Annotated in this window: 16 protein-coding genes; 4 read left to right on the top strand and 12 right to left on the bottom strand. The window is 29.5% G+C overall.

Annotated elements, in window-relative coordinates:
- The first annotated feature begins 23 nt into the window (after positions 1-23).
- From ACY2IJ_RS02365 to ACY2IJ_RS02350, 4 genes are all read left to right on the top strand, one after another.
- On the top strand, positions 24-1,787 hold the full coding sequence (locus ACY2IJ_RS02365) for a phage head spike fiber domain-containing protein (protein ID WP_476725568.1): 1,764 nt from the start codon (positions 24-26) through the stop codon (positions 1,785-1,787).
- Entirely contained in the window at positions 1,787-2,101 is a 315-nt protein-coding gene (locus tag ACY2IJ_RS02360) for a hypothetical protein (RefSeq protein ID WP_476725567.1), read from the top strand. The genes ACY2IJ_RS02365 and ACY2IJ_RS02360 overlap by 1 nt, the downstream gene beginning before the upstream one ends.
- Before the next feature lie 6 nt (positions 2,102-2,107).
- On the top strand, positions 2,108-5,248 hold the full coding sequence (locus ACY2IJ_RS02355) for a phage tail protein (protein ID WP_476725566.1): 3,141 nt from the start codon (positions 2,108-2,110) through the stop codon (positions 5,246-5,248).
- A 173-nt stretch (positions 5,249-5,421) separates the two neighbouring features.
- The gene (locus ACY2IJ_RS02350; protein ID WP_476725565.1) at positions 5,422-6,162 is read left to right on the top strand and encodes a Mom family adenine methylcarbamoylation protein; all 741 of its coding nucleotides are present in this window, start codon (positions 5,422-5,424) and stop codon (positions 6,160-6,162) included.
- A gap of 238 nt (positions 6,163-6,400) precedes the next feature.
- Here ACY2IJ_RS02350 and ACY2IJ_RS02345 read toward each other — a convergent pair whose 3' ends face one another.
- From ACY2IJ_RS02345 to xerA, 12 genes are all read right to left on the bottom strand, one after another.
- Positions 6,401-7,075 carry a hypothetical protein gene (locus ACY2IJ_RS02345; protein WP_476725564.1) on the bottom strand — a complete coding sequence of 225 codons (675 nt, stop codon included), beginning with the start codon at positions 7,073-7,075 and terminating at the stop codon, positions 6,401-6,403.
- A 214-nt stretch (positions 7,076-7,289) separates the two neighbouring features.
- Entirely contained in the window at positions 7,290-8,348 is a 1,059-nt protein-coding gene (locus ACY2IJ_RS02340; RefSeq protein ID WP_476725563.1) for a type I restriction endonuclease, read from the bottom strand.
- Positions 8,349-8,419: 71 nt separating this feature from the next.
- Positions 8,420-9,424 (bottom strand): IS30 family transposase, encoded by a 1,005-nt coding sequence (locus ACY2IJ_RS02335; RefSeq protein WP_476725562.1) that lies wholly within the window; start codon positions 9,422-9,424, stop codon positions 8,420-8,422.
- A gap of 271 nt (positions 9,425-9,695) precedes the next feature.
- Positions 9,696-10,697 carry a hypothetical protein gene (locus ACY2IJ_RS02330; RefSeq protein ID WP_476725561.1) on the bottom strand — a complete coding sequence of 334 codons (1,002 nt, stop codon included), beginning with the start codon at positions 10,695-10,697 and terminating at the stop codon, positions 9,696-9,698.
- Between the two features lie 223 nt (positions 10,698-10,920).
- The gene (locus ACY2IJ_RS02325) at positions 10,921-11,760 is read right to left on the bottom strand and encodes a hypothetical protein (protein ID WP_476725560.1); all 840 of its coding nucleotides are present in this window, start codon (positions 11,758-11,760) and stop codon (positions 10,921-10,923) included.
- Between the two features lie 1,371 nt (positions 11,761-13,131).
- Positions 13,132-14,229 carry an Lnb N-terminal periplasmic domain-containing protein gene (locus ACY2IJ_RS02320; protein ID WP_476725559.1) on the bottom strand — a complete coding sequence of 366 codons (1,098 nt, stop codon included), beginning with the start codon at positions 14,227-14,229 and terminating at the stop codon, positions 13,132-13,134.
- Positions 14,230-14,443: 214 nt separating this feature from the next.
- The gene (locus tag ACY2IJ_RS02315; RefSeq protein WP_476725558.1) at positions 14,444-15,637 is read right to left on the bottom strand and encodes a TlpA family protein disulfide reductase; all 1,194 of its coding nucleotides are present in this window, start codon (positions 15,635-15,637) and stop codon (positions 14,444-14,446) included.
- A 255-nt stretch (positions 15,638-15,892) separates the two neighbouring features.
- Positions 15,893-16,534 (bottom strand): hypothetical protein, encoded by a 642-nt coding sequence (locus ACY2IJ_RS02310; RefSeq protein ID WP_476725557.1) that lies wholly within the window; start codon positions 16,532-16,534, stop codon positions 15,893-15,895.
- 1,086 nt (positions 16,535-17,620) lie between these two features.
- Positions 17,621-17,896 carry a hypothetical protein gene (locus ACY2IJ_RS02305; RefSeq protein WP_476725556.1) on the bottom strand — a complete coding sequence of 92 codons (276 nt, stop codon included), beginning with the start codon at positions 17,894-17,896 and terminating at the stop codon, positions 17,621-17,623.
- 829 nt (positions 17,897-18,725) lie between these two features.
- A complete protein-coding gene (locus ACY2IJ_RS02300; protein WP_476725555.1) occupies positions 18,726-19,208 on the bottom strand; it encodes a hypothetical protein in 483 nt (160 codons plus the stop codon).
- An 824-nt stretch (positions 19,209-20,032) separates the two neighbouring features.
- Positions 20,033-20,746, bottom strand: coding sequence for a RipA family octameric membrane protein (locus ACY2IJ_RS02295; protein WP_476725554.1), 714 nt, complete (start codon positions 20,744-20,746; stop codon positions 20,033-20,035).
- Between the two features lie 1,260 nt (positions 20,747-22,006).
- A complete protein-coding gene (gene xerA, locus ACY2IJ_RS02290) occupies positions 22,007-23,191 on the bottom strand; it encodes a site-specific tyrosine recombinase/integron integrase (protein ID WP_476725553.1) in 1,185 nt (394 codons plus the stop codon).
- Positions 23,192-23,228 lie beyond the last annotated feature (37 nt).

The following is a 23,228-nucleotide window of genomic DNA, read 5'->3' as shown; positions in this document are numbered from 1 at the left end:
GTCTTAAAAAGACTGATAAGCTTATGGTTGGTAACGTTGATACAGGTGCTGCCGAACACACAACAATTCAAAAGCTTTGGAATTTGTTTACTACCGATGATTTGGCCGAGGGAACAAATACCAAACGTTACACAAATGCAGAGCGTGATAAGGTAGCAAATACTCCTCCAGATACCAATGCTCAATTGGCAGATATAGAACAGAACCACGATGACTTAGATGATAAGGTAGATGACTTGATTTTAGATGTTGGAGATAAGGCTAGTTTATTAACAACTATTAAAACAAGTATTGTTGATGCGATTAATGATGTATGGGGGCTTGCTACTTCTGCAATGAATGGCGTGAATGATTTGTATAACACGAAAGCGGAGCAAGGTCAAGTTGATGATGTAATTGAAGATGTTGATACTAATGAAGATAATATTGCTATTGTTGCTGATGATTTAGAAACCGAAGCACAGTTAAATAATGCTAGAGAACAAATATTGTTAACAGGTTCAGATGCTTATGCTCACGCTAAGAGAGTTGATGCCTTGGCTGTCGGTAAAACAGTTGACTTTTATAAAATTTCTAAAGAATTAGATGATGAAAATAACGCATCTATCATTGTGTTGCCTTACACTTCTGCGGAAGCTTTAGTCCCATCATTTAAAAAATATAACAGTGATGGTGTTTTTACTAGGGCATCTACAGAATGGGAGTTTTCAAGAAATGGTTTTTTAACATCTAAGGCTATTGATGAAGTGCCTTTAGATTATTCTTTTGGAAAAGCTTGTATAAGGATATCTCCATTATCTATGAACTTATTGTTAAAAAATAGAGATTTTACGGACATCAGATGGTTGAAAACTAATTTTAATATAGTACCTAACTATGCTGTTTCTCCAAGAGGTAGTCAATCTGCAACGTTTTTAAAAGAAACTGCTACTACATCAACGCACCAGATTGAACAACAAAACACCAAGGATACTACCTCTAAGCAGTATTTTACAGGTTATAACGTAAAGCCTAACGGTAGAAATTTTGCACAAGTTAGATTAAGAGGAGATAGCATTGCTAATCGAATAGATGTTGTTTTTGATTTAATAAACGACACATACACTATCGACACGCAAGGAAATTTCTCAAACGCTACAGCCCACGTGTTAGATAGAGGTAATGGGTGGAAGAGAGTAATTGTTGGAGGGTTGTCTGACGCAACCAATATCATTTCTACGAGAATATACGCCCATAATGGAGCATCTTCTATTTACTTGGGAGATGTAAACAAAGGATTATTGATTGACGATGCTAAGTTAGAACAAAACTTAACTTTCACTGCTGAGATTGACAATGATTTACTTTTAAATAGATCTCTAGAGAGTGAGCTTTATTTTACTGATTTAGTGACATATGAGGTGTTTTCACAAGATGCTTTTTCATTTTTTATTGATGTTGAGAAGTATACGCCAATATCAGGAGCCTTCTACGATGTAATGCTTAGAAATAACAGTAGCTTAAATGATGTTATAGCTATTGGAGATGGTAAATTTACATTAAGAATTGGAGGGGTAACTACTGAGAATAGCACTTTTATTACCGGCAATAAATTCAAAATGCTATTATCTATAAGCCTAGGAAAGATATCTGTTTATTTGAATGGTATTAAGGTGAAAGAGAATTTAGGCGTTTCAGAGCTACCTTTTGAAAATTTAAGATTAAAGGGAGATATTTTTTTAAACAAGATATCTACCTACAACTACGCTGTGGGAGATGATTTCGCAATAGACAAAACAATTTTATAATGAAAAACAACTACAAAATAGCGAAGTATTGGTTTGAAGATGAAAGTCAAGCTAATACAATTATAGAACAATTAGAGAGTGAAGATATTTTCACTCAAATTATTACAGGTAAGTTTAAAATTTCAGAAGCTGTAATTAACGAGCAAGGAGAAGTAACGCAACCTGCTGTTTTTGATGAGCAAGGTTTAATGGTTGATGTAATTTATATAGGAAATACACAGCCTAACTACATGATTAATTATAGAGTAGAGCCAAAAGGGGGCTGCCAAATAAATATAGCTGGTTTAGATTATTTAACGAATAAACATGAGTAAATCAATATGAACCTATCCATATTAAGAAATAGTGTAGAAGTAGCAAGTGTAAGCATAGATAAGAATACAAAGTTCTCCCAAAAACTAATGGGAGAACATAAAATCACATCTACGTTTTACACTACTTCACCTATTGATATTCAAATAAAAGACTACATAGTTCATAAAGGGAACAACTATTCTATTAATAGACCTCCGTTAATGGAGAAAATTAGTACCATAAGTTACAAATACACTATTGTTTTTGAAGCTGGAGTTTACACATTGTATGATAAGCTTTTTATGGATGAGGGAGCAAGTGAGTTTTCTTATCATGGAAACGCTACAGACCATTTAAACTTATTGTTAACTAACATAAATACAATTGATGCTGGTTGGACTTTAGGAACTGTAGACACAACTGAAAGTAAAACTATTACTTACACCAACTTAAACTGTAGAGGTGCTTTAAATACAATTGCAGAAACTTTTGAACTAGAATTCAATGTAGTTGGGAAAGAAATATCTTTAGTTGAGAAAGTTGAAACTACAACTTCTATTGTATTTGAATATGGTAGGCAAAAAGGGTTGACAGGACTTACAAGGGAAGCTATTGATAATGAAAACGTAGTAACTCGTGTTTATGGTTTTGGAGCCGAAAAAAACTTAAAATACGATTATAGAAGCGGTAAGAAAAGACTTGTTTTTGAGGACTTATTCCTAGAGAACAACATTGATTTATACGGAGTAAAAGAAGGTGTTTTTACTGATGATACAATTTATCCACAAAGAACAGGAACAATTACATCTACTTCTTCAGAAAATAAACTTATAGATACTTCTATTGATTTTAATATTAATGATTATTTACTTGAAGGAGTAGTTGCAAAAATAGTTTTTAAAACAGGAGATTTGGCTGGTTATGAGTTTGAGATTAATAGCTATAATCATTCAACTAAGGAAATTACTTTCAATTATTTTGAAGAAGATAACGATTATGTGCTTCCAAACTCACTTAACAAACCAGCTATAGGCGATGAATACACGTTGGTTGATATCAATATGCCACAAAGCTACATTGATACAGCAGAAACGGAATTAGAAGCCAAAACGCTTGAGTATTTAAACCAAAACAGTCAACCAAAAGTAAGCTATAATTTAGCGAATGATGAAAAGTACTTACGTGATAACGGTATTGATTTAAAAGTAGGTTATGTAGTTAATTTAGTAGATGAAGATTTAGGAGTAGATACTAATTTAAGAGTTACCGAACTATCATATCCTTTATCAAATGAATACAATGTAACTGCTACAATTTCTGATGAAATTAATTATAGTACTGCCGATAGATTAATCAAACAAACAGTAGTCAATAAAATTACTACCAATAACGTAGATAGAACACAGGCTGAAAATTACAGACAAGCAGTAAATAGAACACGTCAATTGCAAGGTTTGGTTTATGATCCAGATGGATATTTTGATCCAGAACACATTAAGCCCGAAAGCATTTCTACTTTAATGTTAACTGCTGGAGCTAAGTCTCAAAATTTTGGTTTAAATAAAGTAACTATTCAAGCGAATTTTGAAGGTAATGTAAACAGTTTTAAAATTTCAAACGGCCAATTAGTACACTATGAAATTGAAATAGATGGCTTAGGTTATGTATGGGAAATGTCAGAAGAAACTTTTACTTCATTAAACTCTACTAAAAACTATTACGTTTATGCAAAATGTAGTAAAGTAGCTTTAACAGGTGTTTGGGAACTGTCAGAAACTCCTAAAGAAACTGAAAGCGAAGCAGGTTATTATATCTTTAATTTAGGAATACTTTACAACGTTGCTGATGGTCGTAGAGATTATGACTTTACCAAAGGAATGACTTTTATTAACGGTGGAACGATTAAAACAGGTAAAATTCAATCTTTTGATGGCTTAAACTTCTTTGATTTAGAAGGTAATGCTTTTAAATTAGGTAATACACAAAGTAGTTTAGATTGGAATGTTACAGAAGCTAATCAATTAACATTGTTGAATGTTAAACTAAAATCACTTAGCGGAGATACTTTTTCAGTAACTGTTTTTACAGGTGAATATGATCCAGTAAGAACTTACTACCAAAACGAGCAAGTAAGTTATAACGGAGCAACTTATACTTATAATTCTGCAATTCCTGGTTCTAGTTTACCAACCACGAGTAATTGGGTGATTTCAGCCGAAAAGGGAGAACAAGGTATTCAAGGAATAAAAGGTGATACAGGAGACACAGGAAGTGCTGGTGCTGCGATAGTTTTTAGAGGTGTTTTTGACACAAGTAAAACCTATTATAACAATTCTAAACGTCAAGACGTTGTAAAATATGGTTCTGACTATAAACTATACATTGGTACAAATGCTACTTCTCCAAGTTCATACGTTCCTGCTGATTGGGATGATTTTGGAGCACAGTTTGAAAGCATTGCAACTAACACTCTTTTTGCCAACGGTGCTAATATAGGAGATTGGATTATTCAAGATGGTAAAATTGTATCGGATAACACCACTGAGCCAGACATTGAATTAGACGCTAGTATCGGGAGTATAATAATAAATGATACATCGGGAAGGATTTCAAGAATTGAGAGAGGTGGTATTGTGACAAACGGAGGAAATATTCTACTTACACAAGGAGGAAGCTCAGTTAACCCTTCAAGAACGTCAATCGCTGGTATTGGCCATCACCCAATAGGTCAAATAATTAATCCCACTAATTTTTTAGCAGGCGTTTCGGGTGTTGTGTACGGAACAGGTAACTATAAAAAGTATGGAGTTTACGGAGGTCATAACGGGCAGAGCGATGCATTTGGAGGTAGGTTTGACAAACTATTAGTAAACGGATTATTTTTAAAAACAGAAAGAACTTCAGCCACATCTTATACAATTGATGAAGAAACTGTTTGGTTGAGTTGCTATCCTAATACAACATCAAACGTTTACTTACCGCTTAATCCAAAAAAAGGACAAACTCACTATGTAAAGAGAGCTTTAAATGAAAGTGTTTATGTGTATGGGAATGGTGTTGATTTGTTTAGCAATCAAATAATAGAAAGAATACATGTTGGATGGGGAGATGCATGGATGTTTATATATGATGGTATTTACTGGATAGCTCAATATATCAATGGTTAAACCAAACACTTAACGGAGGTGTAAGTATAAAAGTCCTCCAGCTTTAAAATAGTCGCCAAACCTTTTTAAACACAGAGCCCAAGAGCTACTGGAGGACAAATGTCTTCTAGTTGTTCTTGGGTTCTTTGTGTTTGTAAGGTTTGGCTTTACAAATGTATATAATAATTAAAACAATGGAGAAACAAATTTGGTCAAAAAGAATGGGGTTTTTAGTTATAAAACCAATAGCTAAACAATTAGCAAAAGAATTAATAATAAAAAATCACTATTCTAAAAAATGGAATAATGCAGGTTTTGGTAAATATAACTTTGGAATATTTAAGCAAGATAATTTAGAAAAATGTTTAGGTGTTGCTTCTTATGGATATATGAAAAATTTAAAAGCAGATTTATTTAGACACCCTAACAAAGATGCTTGGATGATTGAGCTTAATAGAATGTGGATTAGTGATGAATTAACACACAATTCAGAATCTATACTGATTGGAAACTCTTTAAAGTTGCTTAAAAAGATGGATAAGAACATCGTAGCAGTACAATCATTTGCAGATGGTCGTTTAGGTTGCGGAACAATTTATAAGGCTTCCAATTTCAAATATTATGGTTTTCACTACACAGTATTTTTAAGAAACAAACGAACTAATGAGGTTGTACATCAGCAAATATTAACCAATACTACTTCTCCAAGAGGATATATGAGAAATAATTTAGCTTATTTGTCAGGAGAGACAGAGGAATTTAAAGTAAAAACACATAGGTATATTTACCCGTTTTGTAAAAAAGTCGTATTTCATAAATTTAAAGAAGTTCCATACCCTGAGTATTCAAAAGGAGAAGAGAAAGTCTGTTGGGCTAGAGATAAAGCAAAGATAAAAGAAAGGCTTTGTACAATGATAAAAGCACTACCTGAGTAGTGTTTTTTGTTTTAGGACATCTAGTTTTTTATTTTTCGGATTTTTTGGTACATGTGGTTTTTGCGTTTTTAAAATCGACAAGATTTTCGAACACGGACTAAGCCGAAGCTTTTTGTTTGGGTTTGTTTCTTTTGGTTTCACAAAGCCAAATCAACAAGATTTGGCGACTTAGTAAATATACACAAAACTTTGAAGTAGGACAGAAGCCCGCATGAAGTTTAGCCGGTGTTGGCAAATGTTATTTTGATTTTAATAGTTCGATTATTTTATTTGTATAATTCTCATAATCGTTATATTTTTCTGATTTTAATTCTTTTAGTAGTGAGTCAACATCAGTATGATATATATAACCATTTGACTTCAAGTAACTTTCTAGTGCAAGTAACCCTTTTTTAACATAAAACTCTCCATAGCCAAGGTTTTCATCTCTTTCTTTAGCTAGTCTTAAAAATTTCATAATAGAATCACTCTCTGTTTGAGTTAAGTCGTATTCAATATGCTTTGAATGTTTAGATAGTTCCGATAGTTTTAATTCACTAAAATCTCTGAAATGCTCTTTCATTATTCTTTTTTGAGAGTCACTTATTATATCTGGAATTTTTGAAGTTTTTTCTTTTATAGTGTTATTCAATTTATTTTTAGCATCCTCAATCTCGTTCTTTATTAAACTGTTTTGTTTTTTATTATATACAATCAGATTCCAAATATTCAATCCAAGTACAGCAGCAAGAATAAAACCAATTGTAACATAAAGACTATTTAATATTCTGTCGGTTGAATTTTCTAAAGTATCAACTTGGTTTTTTAAAATATGAATTTCGTTTTTTAGTTCAATTATTTGTAGAGAATCTTTTATACTTTCAGCAAATGAGAAGCTTGAAATAAAGAATAATAGTATCAGTAGTTTTTTCATTTTTTATATTTGCCAACGGTTTTGGCTAGGCTTAGTGCGGGAAGGAAATCGACAAGATTTTCGAACACGGACTAAGCCGAAGCTTTTTGTTTGGATTTGTTTCTTTGATTTCACAAAGCCAAATCAACAAGATTTGGCGACTTAGTAAATAAACACAAAACTTTGAGAAAGCAAAGAACCCGCATTAAGTTTAGCCGGTGTTGCCAAAAGTTTTTTATTCATTTATGTAATTGTCAATTGTATTTAATAATTGATTTTCAAAATTGTAAATATCATCAATTGTTTCAATTTTTTCCTTTAGTTCATTTTTGTCTTGATCAAATAAACTTATATATTTTATACCTCCATTTAAATGAAGTCTACAAATAGGCTTTCTATTATTATCGTCTAATAAAATTCCAAAATATGATTGTGTGTCCCTGTATACAATTCTAGCTTTTGGTAATTTTCTTCTCAATATTGCAACTACAATTTGATAACCTTCTATTTCTTCTTCAGTAGTTTCAATTTTACTTTTTGGAGATTCTTCAATTACTTCTTCTTCCGCTTGTTGTTTTTCTTGTTCCTTGTTTAATGCAGAATTTAATCTATCATTAACTTTTTCACTAATAATTTGGTTGAAAGCTTTATTTACTATTTCTGTAAATTCTTCCATTATTTTAGCTGTTAAACGACCACCATAAGTTCTGTTAGCGAATAATTTTATAAATTCTTGTGTAGGATTAGTAATTTCTTCATCAATTAAAGATTTAACTTCTCTAGTGTATTTAAGATTACTTGCATTATCTACAATTTGTGAAACATTAAATTTTGATTTATGAAATTTCTCAATTTCTTTAATTGTATTGTCTTTAAGTTTAGTTATATCAAATTCTAAAAATGGTTTTTCGTCCATTTTGTTTGTTTCATCTAAATCTGTGTAAAATTTGTATATAATTCCATTTGTAAGAAGTGCAAATCTTGTTTTAGTAACGTGAAAATATCTAAACAATTGAGAGTTATGAATATTTAAATCTTGTTTCCAATTTTTACACTCAATAATTAAAATAGGATTTTCATTTTGGAAAATAGCATAATCTACTTTTTCACCTTTTTTTAATCCTAAATCTGCTGTAAATTCTGGTATTACTTCTGTAGGATTAAAAATATCATAGCCTAAAATGTTTATGAAAGGCATAATAAAAGCATTTTTTGTAGCTTCTTCTGTTTCAATTTTATCTTTTAATTGTTCAATTTTCTCAGACAATCCTTTTAATTGAGAGTGTAATTCCATATCTATTTTTTATTAAATTATGCTGCATTCAATGTTGTAACGCAACAAACGTTGCTTTTTTTTGATTGAAACTAAGCTACGTTTTTTAGTTCAAAATCCATAATTTCTTTAGGTGTTTTATAACCAATTATTTTTCGAGGTCTATTGTTAAGTTTATCTTGAATTTTGATGAGTAATTTTTCATCAATTAGATTAAAATCTGTTCCTTTTGGGAGGTATCTTCTGATGAGTCCATTAGTGTTTTCGTTAGTTCCTCTTTCCCACGAAGAATAGGGGTGAGCAAAGTATATTTCCATACCTGTTTTTTGTGTTATTATTTCGTGTCTAGCCATTTCAATTCCGTTGTCGTAAGTCATCGTTTTTTTGAATATAGGGTTTAGTTTATTTAGAATTTTAGAGAACATTTTAGCAACTTCTTTTGAATTTCTAGCTTTTAGTTTTACGATTAAAGTATACCTGGATTTTCGTTCTACAATTGTTCCAATAGCAGATTTTTGATTTTTACCAATCATTAAATCACCTTCCCAGTGTCCTATTTCTTCTCTAAGTTCAATATGCTTAGGTCTATTGTCAATACTGATTTGGTTGATTATTTTACTACCAGTTCCACGTTTCTTTTTAACAGGTCTACGTCTTGTTTTTTTGCGCACTAGCAGTTTGATAAGTTTTTTGTTTAAACTAGCTTGTGGTCTAGTGTAAATGTGTCTATAAATGGCTTCATGAGAAATAGACATGATAGGATCATTAGGGTAAAGTTCCTTAATTCTACCAGCTATTTGCTCAGGAGTCCATTCAGACAAAAGACCTTTATATACAAAATATTTTAAAGGTTTATGTGTACTGATTTTATCTAGATTTCTTTTGTTTAAGTAATCATCTTTAGCACACCAATGAGATAAATGAGCATCATATTTATCATTAGAATTAATAACTAATTTATTTACTTCTCTGGTGATTGTTGATCTTGATCTATTGAGCTGTTTAGCGATGTAAGCTTTGGATCTATTTTCATTTAAAAGAGTCTCAATTTGGACCCTTTCTTTTAAGGTAAGTCTTCTATGTTTTTTTACTTCCATAATAACAAATCTATAAAATTAGATTTGTTGCGTTAAGTTATTGAATAGAGCCCTCTTGGTTTAAATTTTTGGCAACGGTTTTGGCTAGGCTTTGTGCGGGATTGAAAATCGACAAGATTTTCGAACACGCAACTAAGCCGAAGCTTTTTGTTTGGATTTGTTTCTTTGATTTCACAAAGCCAAATCAACAAGATTTGGCGACTTAGTAAATATACACAAAACTTTGAGAAAGCACAGAACCCGCATGAAGTTTAGCCGGTGTTAGCAATAGTTATTTTATTATTTTAATTGTATTTTTAAAAAGATGAAATTCTTCTTTCTGATACCACCAATTTTTGGGTATCATTTTATCGTCAAAATTAGCTTTTAGGTTTATTGGAAATGTTTGACTTTCATCAAAGAAAATTAAACTTAAGTTTTCATTAGTCTCAGGAGGAATAAATATCGTATTGTCAGAGTCATAAATACCTTTTTTAAACTCAAATAAATCTCTCCTGCTTATAGATCTATCACCCCATATAGATTTATTAAAAAGTATATCAATTGCAGCTTGCTCTAATCGTGGAATTAAAGAAATTACTTCTCTATCAATTAAAAAACCATCTTTACAAGTAGCATGAACAGATTTATTTCTCATATTAATCCACCTTTCTATTTCTGATTTTTTATAATTTAATTTTGTTTGCGATAGCAAAAACTCTGAAAGAGGTTTAATTAAACCACTGTTTGAACTCTTAAATCCTTTTTCAAATAGTCTTATTAATTCTCTAAATTTTCCAGATGAAGTTTTTGAAGATTTTGCTTCTGAATATATTTTAACTCCATCAAGTCTATCATTTAAATTTGTTGAACAAAAATTTAAATTGAAAGTATGTTGAATATTGTAGCTTGCTAGACTTATTATATTTATAAAAGCGATTTTTTTTAAATTTTCAAGTATCTCAATATCATTTTTATCTTCATTTTCAAGAAATATAGAAGGTTTTGATGAAAATATTTTTTTACCTGTATTTGAACTTAAGGAAATTAAGTTTATTGTGTCTTCTAAATTTTTATTAAGATTATTAATTATGTTTTCCTCGATTTTTATAGTTTCAGATTCTATTAAAAAATCTATTTTTTTTAGTTCAGCAGAAAAAATAAAATATTCCTCTTTTTCGGTTTTATAAGTACTATGAAATCTAATTAAAATATCATCAATTAAATAATTGAAATCTGTTAAACCTGGTGGAGAAGTGTCAAATTTCACAGTAATGATTTTTATGATTTTCATAGAATTTAATTATTGCTAACGGTTTTGGCTAGGCTTTGTGCGGGATTGAAAATCGACAAGATTTTCGAACACGTACTAAGCCGAAGCTTTTTGTTTGGTTTTGTTTCTTTTGATTTCACAAAGCCAAATCAACAAGATTTGGCGACTTAGTAAATATACACAAAACTTTGAAGTAAGCACAAAACCCGCATGAAGTTTAGCCGGTGTTGTAAAATGTATTTTTTTAAAATGGTAAATCGTCTATATTAGCTTTTATTGAATCTTCTTCGGATTTAATTCGTTTTAAGTATTCTTTCCAAAAAAACAAACCTTTTTCAGTGAATTCATAACCAAAATTGTTTTCGTCATTTATTTCTCGAATAATATTTTCCATTAAATATTTTTCTTTTAAAATCTCGTCTGTGGATTTTGGAAAATCTTGTTTGTTTCTAATATTTATACCGATGTTTTTAAATTGGTTATATAAATCAGAATTCATAAAATCAAAATACAATTCATGCAACTCATTAGTCTCATTTTTTGACTTCTCTTGATTAATATTATTAATTTGTTTTGTTAATTCATTGTTTTCACTTTTCAAAAACTCTAGTTCAGAATTTTGACTGTTGAGTATTTCATCTCTTTCATCTAATTGTAAGCGTAATTTTTCAATTTGTTTATTGAGATTTGATTTATCTCGATAGTTAGATTTTATGTCCTCTAATTTACTCTCCTCAACTGCAATTTTTTGTTTGCCCTCGTAATCTTTAATTATCTGATCAGTTAAGTTTTCCTTTCTCCCTATTGTTGAGCTTTTAATTATTTTATCAATCCCCCACATTAAGTAAGGAATTACAACTACATAGAACAATGAAATAAATAATGGTATTATTAGATATGTTGATATAGAGGAGTAATTATTATCAATTATTTGAATTCGTTCTGTTATATTTTTTTCTGAAGAGAAAAGTATGATTATTGGTCGCCAGTTTATTATAATCCATGAAAAAATAAAAGTTCCTATCAAAGGATTTTTAATTCTTTCATTAGAAACTTCAATAAATGATTTTAAAATTTCTTTCATTATTTTTTGAATATATTTTACAACGGTTTTGTATAAAAATCAGTTTGGGCGAAAACGTCGCAGACTTTTCGAACCGAGCGATTTTTAAGTTTAAAAGTACAGAACTTTGGAGTATGAACCAAACCCAAATTGTTTTTATGCGTTGTTAACTTTTGCAATTTTATAAGTTTCATTTTATTTTGAACTTTCATTGAAACTTAGCGTAGTTACTAAAAATTCAGCGTTGCTACTGCTTCACTAAGCGGAAAGAGTAATTTCAGCAAAATTATAGTTTTGTTAAATTTTTCATTTTTAAAAGGCTTTCAAAGCATAACTTTTTACTTAACTACTGCTTCATTAAACGCAAGAGTTATTTCAGCGTTGCTACTTTAAAATTCAGCGTAACCACGATTTACAAAAAGAAACTTATCAGTAAGTTAAAATTTCTCAACAAGTAAAAAGCTATTAGTTTTTAAGTTTATGAATTTTCAGCAAGCAAAAAATTTAGTGAAAAAGTAGGAGTGGCGTGGTTTCAATTTTCTAAGAATCTTTATAATTTCTGAAACTGCTAAAAATTCGACCGAATTTTACTATTGTTAAAGTTAACGGTTTTGTATAAAAATCAGTTTGGGCGAAAACGTCGAAGACTTTTCGAACCGAGCGATTTTTATAGTTTAAAAGTACAGAACATTGGGAAAGAAACCAAACCCAAATTGTTTTTATGCGTTGTTAACTTTTGCAATTTTATAAGTTTCAGTTTATTTTGAACTTTCATTGAAACTTAGCGTAGTTACTAAAAATTCAGCGTTGCTACTGTTTCATTAAGCGGAAAGAGTAATTTCAGCAAAATTATAGTTTTATTAAATTTTTCATTTTTAAAAAACTTTCAAAGTATAATTTTTTGCATTGCTACTGTTTCATTAAACGCAAGAGTTATTTCAGCGTTGCTACTTTAAAATTCAGCGTAACCACGATTTAGAATAAGAAATCTTTCAGTAAGTTAAAATTTCTCAACAAGTAAAAAGTTATTAGATCTTAAGTTTATAAATTTTCAGCAAGCAAAAAGTTTAGTAAAAAAGTAGGAGAGACGTGGTTTCAATTTTCTAAGAATCTTTATAATTTCTGAAACTGCTAAAAATTCGACCGAATTTTACTATTGTTAAAGTTAACGTTTTTGTATAAGATTAGTGTGGGAGGTAGACAATCGAAAAATTGTCAGCCGATCCACAAGCTTATACTTATTTTATGTTTTTATCTTGTCGACCTAAAAATACTTAAATAAGAATAAGTGACCTTGTAAATAAGCCAGAAACTTTGGGAAAACCATAAAAACCCACATTAATTTTATACGGTGTTGCCTGTAGTGGTTTTTAGATTCCGTTTGTTAAATGTTTATTCCGTTCTTGTTTTTTTTATTTCTATAAAGTTTAAAATCCCCAAAAGCGTTAATATTGGTAATATTGATACATCAAAAATTTGTACGTTGAAAATCCAAATTAGTACAGAAATACTCAATGTGCCCATTAATGTCAAACTCAATATTCTATTAGTTTTGTTTTTGATTAGTAAAGGAATGTATAGTAGATACAAAGGATTGCACCAAATAATATTTAGATTAGATTTGACTTCTTCGTGTCCAGAAAACAGCCATAATCCAAGGATGAATAAGCCAATAATTCCAACACTGAAACTGGTTATTATTCTAATAGGAATAGGAAACCAAAATAGAAATAACAAAGTTAAAATTGAAAAGACTAATATTGGTGAGAATGTTTTCTGAATATTATATGTACTCTTACTTTCTAATAAGTTTAGTGTTTGTTTATATTTTACTAGTTTTTCTCCATTTAACTCAAAAGCACCAATTTCTTTTTGTAGATAGTCTGGCAGAAACATACTTTGCTTACGAGTAGAATTTCCGTCCAATGATTTTCCTAACACCAAATTGATTCCCAATTTAAGCCATGGCATTTCAAATAAGTATGAACTAATTAAATCTCTATTAGATTCTTTAAGTTCACTATTTTGGAAAAATATTCCGACTTGGTTTAATAAATCTCGAATTTCTGTGGAACAATTTTTGTCTAAAAAAGAGTATAGATAATATCTATTTTCTGGTCTGTATAAAAATTGAAGTTTACTGAAAAGATTCTGTTTCTGCTGTGATGTTAGATTTAAAATTTGCTCTGAAACTAATCTGTTTTCGTGAGTGTAGATTTTAATAAAGTTTTGTGTCTCTTGAATGCCGATATAGTATTTTAATTTTCCTTTCAAGTATTTATATTCAAAATTTGGTGTATTGAAATCAAACATTCCAAAATTATAAACTTGGTCTATGTTTTTTTCTTTGTCAATCACTCTAATTGCAGAGTGTCCGAAAACAGAATAGACTTCTTGACCAGCTGAACAAGTTAAGATACTTATTTCGATAGAGTCATTGGCAAAGCTTAATTGACTAATCAGAAGTGTAAATAATAATAATTTTTTCAAGTTTGTTTCAAATTCAATTTGGTTATAGATTTTTATTTCCTCTCATTTTTTTACCATTACTGGCAACGTGTTTGTATATGGTTTGTTGCGTGGTTTAAGCAACTAATTTAGTAAATAATTACCGACAAAGAAAGTCCGCGAGGATTTTCGTAAGTAGGCGAGTAGCCAGCAATAAATTATATATGGTGTTAGCATAAGTAGTTTTGTATTTAGTTTATTCATTTTCCGATTCTAATTCAACATTTTCTATGTTACTTTTACTAAAAATAACTTTATAAATAAGCGAATCGTTATTTTGAGTTGGAAATTTTTCAATTAATAGATTTATGAATTTTGATTTCTCCTTTTTTCTCATTGTATCTAGATTATTATTTAATTGAGTAGCTAATAATCTATTTTTCTCATTCGTTGTATAGTATATTGTATTTGTAGAATCTAATTCTACATATTTTACCATTCTATAATTATCAATATCAAATGAATTTGTTTTTTTTGTTAATTTTCTATAAATAAATTTATTCAGATGAACAGAATCTGATAAAAGAGAATATGCGTTTTCAATACTTCTTGCTTTTCCAAATTCTCCTTTCGTGTTAACAACTAGATGAGCAGGAATTCCAGATAAACTGAATAAATTTCTTGTTTTTGCATAGTCTTTTGATATTAGTTGAATTCCTGAAGGTTTATTTGATACAATATGTTCTTTCCATTTATCTTCGTCTCCATCCACAGAAATGTCTATAAACACTATATCTGAATTATTCTTGAAATTTGCTTTTAGTTTTTCAAGTTCTGGTTTTTCTGCACGACAAGGTCCACACCAAGTAGCCCAAAACGAAATATATAATGTTTTGTTTTTCAAAGATTTTATGTCAAACGATTTAGATTGTGAATCTAAAAAAACTGACTCTGGTAACAAGTTGCTCTTCTTTTCAGTAAAATCCCAAATTCTCTTTCCGTTTATTAATTCGCCATATTGGTCTAATTTTATTGATTCTCCTTGTCTGATAATTAGAGGTTGTGAAAAAAGGAAATATACAAATAGTCCGCTCATTACTGTGATTGAAGCTAATTTCATTGTTTTATTAACCTCTTTTCTAGTTATTAATAAACTTATTGTTGCAAATAAGACAAGAAAATAAATTAGAGGAAAATAAAAGCACCTCATTGGAATAAATATGAGAAGTGATATATAAAGTAAAGGAACAAGCTTTAAAGGTGTTTTTCTATTTATTAAACCAGAAATGTAAAATCCTATTGCGCAAATTAATAATGCAATCCATTTCAATTGGTCGTATTCATATATCCGTATGAAATTAGTTAATAGGAATACAATAATGAAAAAGGGAAGAGCTATTGAGAAAATACCTAATATGATTTTAGATATAGTGATTAAGGTTTTTTTCATTTATTTAATTGTAGTTTCTTATTTCAATTCAGATTTTGAGTGAGCTATTTATGCTAACGGTTTTGGCTAGGCTTTGTGCGGGTGAAAATCGCCAAGATTTTCGAACACGTACTAAGCCGAAGCTTTTTGTTTGGTTTTGTTTCTTTTGGTTTAACTAAGCCAAATCAACAAGATTTGGCGACTTAGTAAATATACACAAAACTTTGAAGTTAGCACAAAACCCGCATGAAGTTTAGCCGGTGTTGGGCTTAGTTTTTACTTAATTATTAACTTATTTAAATCTTTCGAGTCAATAACTAGACTAATTTTTTTTAATCCAGGTATGCTTATCTTTATCGCTTCTTCTTTAGTTTGAGTTATTAGAATTCTATATTCATTTTGATATTGATATTTTTCATCTTTATCGTGAAGTGTAATTTCTCCATTATGTGAATATGGAGAGTAATATGAAACTTTTTTTCTAGAGTATTCTAAATTTTCTTTTTCTATTGATTCATCAAGTATTTTAAAAAATTCACTAATATTATGAATTATCAATGCTTTATCTCCAAGTTCTAAAAGTTCAAAATGGAATGATTTATTTTCTTTGTTAGTTTCTAATTCGAACCAAAATAAAGAACAGCAATTAATTTTAGGGTTTTTTAGTTGTTCAGTATATTGACACTTAAAATCTTTAAATATTTTATGTAATTCAATTGGTTTTTCTTCAGAAGTTATAGTTAAATTATTTACTTGAATGTTTTTTAAATTAAGCTCTCTAGGATCTAATCTTCCTGTTTTATCATTTACTGGACTTCTAAAATCTTTAAGTGGTTTAAAATAAAGATATTCATTTTCATACATATCCATTATATATTGAGATGCATTAATCTTTGTAAGAAAACTGTATTTTTTCATAAATTAAGCCCAACTTAAAAGTATATGAAAAGTAGCGAATTTTAAAGCACTAACTTTTCGTTACTATATATAGTATAAATTTAGAAAAATAAACCATTGATATCACAGGAATACCGCTATTTTTTATATACACTGTTGTGTTTAGTATCATGTCACTATTCTCATTTGTCGAAGACATTATTTTTATCTATTTGATACGGAGTATCTCCGAACACGTTGCTACGAGCTATAAAACGCTTCCCCAAGTTTTTACTTTTCAGTATATATTCTTTATTTAGGAATAAGGAATGTCTGCTGAAAATTCTATCGAAGGCTACTAACATTTATGCCATTCTTTTTATCTTTTCAATTTTATTCAATAAAAAATAATCTTGTTATAAAACTATAAATACTTGATTTTTAAATATTTATTGAATAACTTCAAACTGTTGTACGTTCCAACGTACTGAGAGCGAGCTCTCAACGATGCAATCGAACAGTTTGATGATAGGTAAATTCATTCTTCATTTTACCTATCAAAAGATAAAAAGAGTGGCTTCGTTATCACATACCTTCGATAGAAGCTAAAAAAATGGGGGAGTCCTTAGCTTCGGAGATATTAAACACCAACGGTTTTGGCTAGGCTTTGTGCGGGCTTGAAAATCGACAAGATTTTCGAACACGGACTAAGCCGAAGCTTTTTGTTTGGGTTTGTATTTTTTAGTTAAACTAAGCCAAATCAACAAGATTTGGCGACCTAGTAAATATATACAAAACTTTGAAGTTAGCACAAAACCCGCATGAAGTTTAGCCGGTGTTGCCTAACGTTTTTTTCAAACGTTGTTTTTGAATTAAAATATTTAGTTTTTAATTTAAGGTTTTCAAAGACTTTTAAGTTTCCCAGAGCTACAATAATTTCTTACGCATTACTCTTGTAAATCAATTTTCAAAGACTAGAAAAGTTATTTTGTTAATAGAAAATTTCAAGAAAAGTAAATTTCTCACAGTTTCTATAACATAATATTGGACACCATTTTTCATATTATAATAATTTATCAAATAATTATTAATGGAGCATTACGCTAATTGAAACACGTAAAATACAATTCATTTATTTTGTTGAGACTTCACAATATCAATAAGTTCTTTATCTGTATAATCTTCTAAAATTTTTAAAAGTTTAGTTTCTGAATGTTTTTCGGCAAAGAAAAGTCGAAATTTTCTATATTCTTGAGTTGGTAGTTCTTTATAAAATTCATAAACAATATCAGCTTCTTCAGTTAAGTAATCGTCTATAATATTTGTTAGCTCCCACGTATCAATATCAAGTACAAGTTGATTATCTATTTTATGTAATTTTAGATGTGGTTTGTTTAATTTCAAGATTTCAGTTTAATGTTTGGCAACTTAAAAGTATATGAAAAGTAGCGAATTTTAAAGCACTAACTTTTCGTTACTATATATAGTATAAATTTAGAAAAATAAACCATTGATATCACAGGAATACCGCTATTTTTTATATACACTGTTGTGTTTAGTATCATGTCACTATTCTCATTTGTCGAAGACATTATTTTTATCTATTTGATACGGAGTATCTCCGAACACGTTGCTACGAGCTATAAAACGCTTCCCCAAGTTTTTACTTTTCAGTATATATTCTTTATTTAGGAATAAGGAATGTCTGCTGAAAATTCTATCGAAGGCTACTAACATTTATGCCATTCTTTTTATCTTTTCAATTTTATTCAATAAAAAATAATCTTGTTATAAAACTATAAATACTTGATTTTTAAATATTTATTGAATAACTTCAAACTGTTGTACGTTCCAACGTACTGAGAGCGAGCTCTCAACGATGCAATCGAACAGTTTGATGATAGGTAAATTCATTCTTCATTTTACCTATCAAAAGATAAAAAGAGTGGCTTCGTTATCACATACCTTCGATAGAAGCTAAAAAAATGGGGGAGTCCTTAGCTTCGGAGATATTAAACACCAACGGTTTTGGCTTAAGGTTAGTGTGGGAGAAGAAAATCATTGATTTTCGAACACGCACTAAGCTGAAGCCTTTTTGTTTAGTTTTTTAATTTGTTATCAAAAGCTAAATCGAAAAGGATTTAGCGACCTAGTAAATATACACAAAACATCGGATTAGAAATCAAGCCCACATTAACTTTAGCCGTTGTTGCCAGTAGTTTTTATTCCGCTTTTAAATCATTTCGGAAGTTACTTCAACAACTTCTCCAAATTCATTAAACAGAATAACTAATTCATAATGATCTAAAACTCCAATATTATCAGGTTCAGGCACAAGATAACAAATTGTGTTCGGGCTTGTTTTGTATCCACATTCTCCGTCATTCTTGCCTAAAATTTCAAGAACTTCTGTTTTGTTCTTTCCGATTAATACGTTTTTTTTTAAGTCGTTAACCATTCTGTATCTAGAGTTTGTATTTTCAATCCAGTCTTCTGAATTAAAATCTTTCGACCTCAATATTGGATTTATTATTCCGTAGCAGATTCCAATTAACAATGCTGTCCATATAATAGGCATCAATAGTGTTGCCAAAAAAGAGTAAAACTTCAAGTTCTTAGTTCCAGATTTTCTTTTTAAAATTTTTCTGTATAAAAAGTAAGAGGGTATCAAGAAAAGAACCTCAATTACAATAAAAATAAAAATCAGTTTAATCATTTCTCGATTTTGGTCTTATTACTGGCAACTTAAAAGTATATGAAAAGTAGCGAATTTTAAAGCACTAACTTTTCGTTACTATATATAGTATAAATTTAGAAAAATAAACCATTGATATCACAGGAATACCGCTATTTTTTATATACACTGTTGTGTTTAGTATCATGTCACTATTCTCATTTGTCGAAGACATTATTTTTATCTATTTGATACGGAGTATCTCCGAACACGTTGCTACGAGCTATAAAACGCTTCCCCAAGTTTTTACTTTTCAGTATATATTCTTTATTTAGGAATAAGGAATGTCTGCTGAAAATTCTATCGAAGGCTACTAACATTTATGCCATTCTTTTTATCTTTTCAATTTTATTCAATAAAAAATAATCTTGTTATAAAACTATAAATACTTGATTTTTAAATATTTATTGAATAACTTCAAACTGTTGTACGTTCCAACGTACTGAGAGCGAGCTCTCAACGATGCAATCGAACAGTTTGATGATAGGTAAATTCATTCTTCATTTTACCTATCAAAAGATAAAAAGAGTGGCTTCGTTATCACATACCTTCGATAGAAGCTAAAAAAATGGGGGAGTCCTTAGCTTCGGAGATATTAAACACCAACGGTTTTGGCTAGGCTTTGTGCGGGAAGAAAATCGACAAGATTTTCGAACACGTACTAAGCCGAAGCTTTTTGTTTGGATTTGTTTCTTTGGTTTCACAAAGCCAAATCAACAAGATTTGGCGACTTGGTAAATATACACAAAACTTTGAAGTTGGAACAAAACCCGCATGAAGTTTAGCCGGTGTTGGCAACTGGGTTTTTATGACCATCTGTCTAAAAATCCAGTTTTTTTTGTTTTATAAATTCCTAAGGCATACCCAAACCTCATAGAAGATGTAAAAGCAATAGTAACAAATAAAGTTATTGTCGCTTGATAGTCTATTTCTTTAAAGTTTAACGAAAAGATGAAGTTTTCAGAATAATATTGAATAAAAAAACTTAACCAAACCAAAATTACAAGTAAAGCTAATAATTCATTTATTTTTGATACTGAATAAAATCTATTTCCTTTGTAGTGAACGGTTTTATAGATTGGTCCAGAAACATAATTTTCTAAAAAGTCAATGTGAGCTTCCCAATTTTCTTGCCAACTCTTACTTCCTTTCATTACTAAATACCAAGCTATTGAAAATATTAATCCGAGGGCAATTAGATATAAATCTAATCGTAAGTTAATAGCAATTTCATTATGTTCTGAAGTTAAAAGAGTTATTAAACCTCCAAAAATTAATACAATAAATCCCCAAAAATAAGCAGCTCTTGTCCAAAATTTATTTATTTCAAAGTCTCTGTTGTCCCAGGCTTTTTGGTATGCTTTTCCTAATAATATTTCATTTTTTACTTTATATTCTCCTGTTTGATTTTTTTCAATACCAAAACTTTTATAATAAATCTCATTTTCCAATATATTATATAAATATCTCTTTCGAAATATTATAGAAATAATTTTTTCAATTTTAGTTTTAATATCCAATTGTAGTAGTAGTTTTAATTAATAAAGCAATGATTTTTTTCCTTGTTGCCAACTTAAAAGTATATGAAAAGTAGCGAATTTTAAAGCACTAACTTTTCGTTACTATATATAGTATAAATTTAGAAAAATAAACCATTGATATCACAGGAATACCGCTATTTTTTATATACACTGTTGTGTTTAGTATCATGTCACTATTCTCATTTGTCGAAGACATTATTTTTATCTATTTGATACGGAGTATCTCCGAACACGTTGCTACGAGCTATAAAACGCTTCCCCAAGTTTTTACTTTTCAGTATATATTCTTTATTTAGGAATAAGGAATGTCTGCTGAAAATTCTATCGAAGGCTACTAACATTTATGCCATTCTTTTTATCTTTTCAATTTTATTCAATAAAAAATAATCTTGTTATAAAACTATAAATACTTGATTTTTAAATATTTATTGAATAACTTCAAACTGTTGTACGTTCCAACGTACTGAGAGCGAGCTCTCAACGATGCAATCGAACAGTTTGATGATAGGTAAATTCATTCTTCATTTTACCTATCAAAAGATAAAAAGAGTGGCTTCGTTATCACATACCTTCGATAGAAGCTAAAAAAATGGGGGAGTCCTTAGCTTCGGAGATATTAAACACCAACGGTTTTGTATAAAAATCAGTTTGGGGAGAAAACGTCGCAGACTTTTCGAACCGAGCGATTTTTATAGTTTAAAAGTACAGAACATTGGGAAAGAAACCAAACCCAAATTGTTTTTATGCGTTGTTAACTTTTGCAATTTTATAAGTTTCATTTTATTTTGAACTTTCATTGAAACTTAGTGTAGTTACTAAAAATTCAGCGTTGCTACTGCTTCATTAAGCTGAAAGAGTAATTTCAGCAAAATTATAGTTTTATTAAATTTTTCATTTTCATTTTTAAAAGACTTTCAAAGCATAATTTTTTGCATTGCTACTGTTTCATTAAACGCAAGAGTTGTTTCAGCGTTGCTACTTTAAAATTCAGCGTAATCAAGATTTAGAAGAAGAAATCTTTCAGTAAGTTTAACTTTCTCAATAAGTAAAAAAGTTATTAGGTTTTATATTTATGAATTATCAGCAAGTAAAAAGTTTAGAAAAAAAGTAGGCGAGACGTGGTCTCAAGTTTCTAAGAATTTTTATGATTTCTGAAACTGCTAAAAATTCGACCGAATTTTACTATTGTTAAAGTTAACTTGTTATATCCCACTAAAAGGTACTGAATAACAATTTTATTTACAGGATATCAGTACCTTTTGGTGTTTCTTTTTGGATAAAAATAGTATTTTTTTGCTGTTGTTCAATTTGTTTAACAAATAAATCTAACGGATTGGTGATTTTTTGTAAATCCTGACTTCTAACATGTGTGTAAACCATCGTCGTTTCGGGTCTAGAATGACCTAATAGTTCTTGTATATACCTAATATCGGTTCCGTTTTCTAGTAAATGAGTAGCGTAACTATGTCTTAATGTATGTGGAGTAACCCTTTTGTGTATTTTAGCTTTAGAGCAACTGGTTTTTAATATTTTTCTGATAGATTCTGGAGAATATTTAGTCCCTTTATCTAGACTTTCAATTAAATAAGTTTTGGGTTCGTACGTAACCAAATAATTTTGTAATAGGGGAGCAATCACTTGTGCAATAGGAACATATCTGTCTTTTCTACCTTTTCCTTTTACTACTTTTAATAATTGTCTGTCTAAATCAAAGTCCGATAATTTTAAATTAATCAACTCGCCAATTCGTAAACCAGAGGAATATATTAGAGCAATACACAATCGGTGTTTTAAATTTTTGGTAACTCTAATAAGTTCAATAACTTCTTTATTAGATAGTACATTGGGCAGTTTTTTATCTTTTTTTGGAGCTAATGCAGAAAAATCAATTTCTTCATTGGAATTTGTAAAATGTAAGTAGTGTTTCATAGCACTTATATATTGTCTATGGGTACTTACGGATACTTTTTTGGGTATTAAATAATTCTCTGCATGTTGTTCTATTGATCTTGTAGTAATGTCTGTGTTTGTTTCTTTTGCTAACAAATATTCGGCCACTAAATAGCAATAAGTTTTAAGGGTGCTTTCACTAAATCTTTTCCCTTTTAGGTATTTGTAAAAACTATTTAAATGCTTTTTTTGCTTTTCTGATAATTGAGTTTTTAAAGGCGATAAATTTAATTTAGATGCATCGGTTTTAAAAATGGGTGTAAATTTTAAAATAGCCTTATTCTTAAACAAAGCTATTAATTCTTCTTTGGTAATTTCATTCATAGAAAAATACCAAATCTTTTTGCTAAAACTCCACTTTGCTCCAGATGTTCTACAAATTTCTTTCAATTCATAATCAAACACAAAAGACAAAGTATATACACTTTGTTTTTTATGTTTTGAAATGTCTATTGTTATTTCAGTCTTTTTCATAGTCTCCATATTTCTAAAGATACTAAAAAGAAGATTT

This window comes from Wenyingzhuangia gracilariae, assembly GCF_056387575.1.
Note: the sequence above shows the minus strand (reverse complement) of the source record. Positions and strands in the feature narration are given on the sequence as shown.

Excerpts from the sequence above, each read along its gene's own strand:
- ACY2IJ_RS02325 (WP_476725560.1), bottom strand. The coding sequence starts at position 11,760 with ATGAAAGAAATTTTAAAATCATTTATTGAAGTTTCTAATGAAAGAATT.
- ACY2IJ_RS02355 (WP_476725566.1), top strand. The coding sequence starts at position 2,108 with ATGAACCTATCCATATTAAGAAATAGTGTAGAAGTAGCAAGTGTAAGC.
- ACY2IJ_RS02300 (WP_476725555.1), bottom strand. The coding sequence starts at position 19,208 with ATGATTAAACTGATTTTTATTTTTATTGTAATTGAGGTTCTTTTCTTG.
- ACY2IJ_RS02350 (WP_476725565.1), top strand. The coding sequence starts at position 5,422 with ATGGAGAAACAAATTTGGTCAAAAAGAATGGGGTTTTTAGTTATAAAA.
- ACY2IJ_RS02315 (WP_476725558.1), bottom strand. The coding sequence starts at position 15,637 with ATGAAAAAAACCTTAATCACTATATCTAAAATCATATTAGGTATTTTC.
- ACY2IJ_RS02345 (WP_476725564.1), bottom strand. The coding sequence starts at position 7,075 with ATGAAAAAACTACTGATACTATTATTCTTTATTTCAAGCTTCTCATTT.
- ACY2IJ_RS02360 (WP_476725567.1), top strand. The coding sequence starts at position 1,787 with ATGAAAAACAACTACAAAATAGCGAAGTATTGGTTTGAAGATGAAAGT.
- ACY2IJ_RS02330 (WP_476725561.1), bottom strand. The coding sequence starts at position 10,697 with ATGAAAATCATAAAAATCATTACTGTGAAATTTGACACTTCTCCACCA.
- ACY2IJ_RS02365 (WP_476725568.1), top strand. The coding sequence starts at position 24 with ATGGTTGGTAACGTTGATACAGGTGCTGCCGAACACACAACAATTCAA.
- ACY2IJ_RS02310 (WP_476725557.1), bottom strand. The coding sequence starts at position 16,534 with ATGAAAAAATACAGTTTTCTTACAAAGATTAATGCATCTCAATATATA.
- xerA (WP_476725553.1), bottom strand. The coding sequence starts at position 23,191 with ATGAAAAAGACTGAAATAACAATAGACATTTCAAAACATAAAAAACAA.
- ACY2IJ_RS02340 (WP_476725563.1), bottom strand. The coding sequence starts at position 8,348 with ATGGAATTACACTCTCAATTAAAAGGATTGTCTGAGAAAATTGAACAA.
- ACY2IJ_RS02335 (WP_476725562.1), bottom strand. The coding sequence starts at position 9,424 with ATGGAAGTAAAAAAACATAGAAGACTTACCTTAAAAGAAAGGGTCCAA.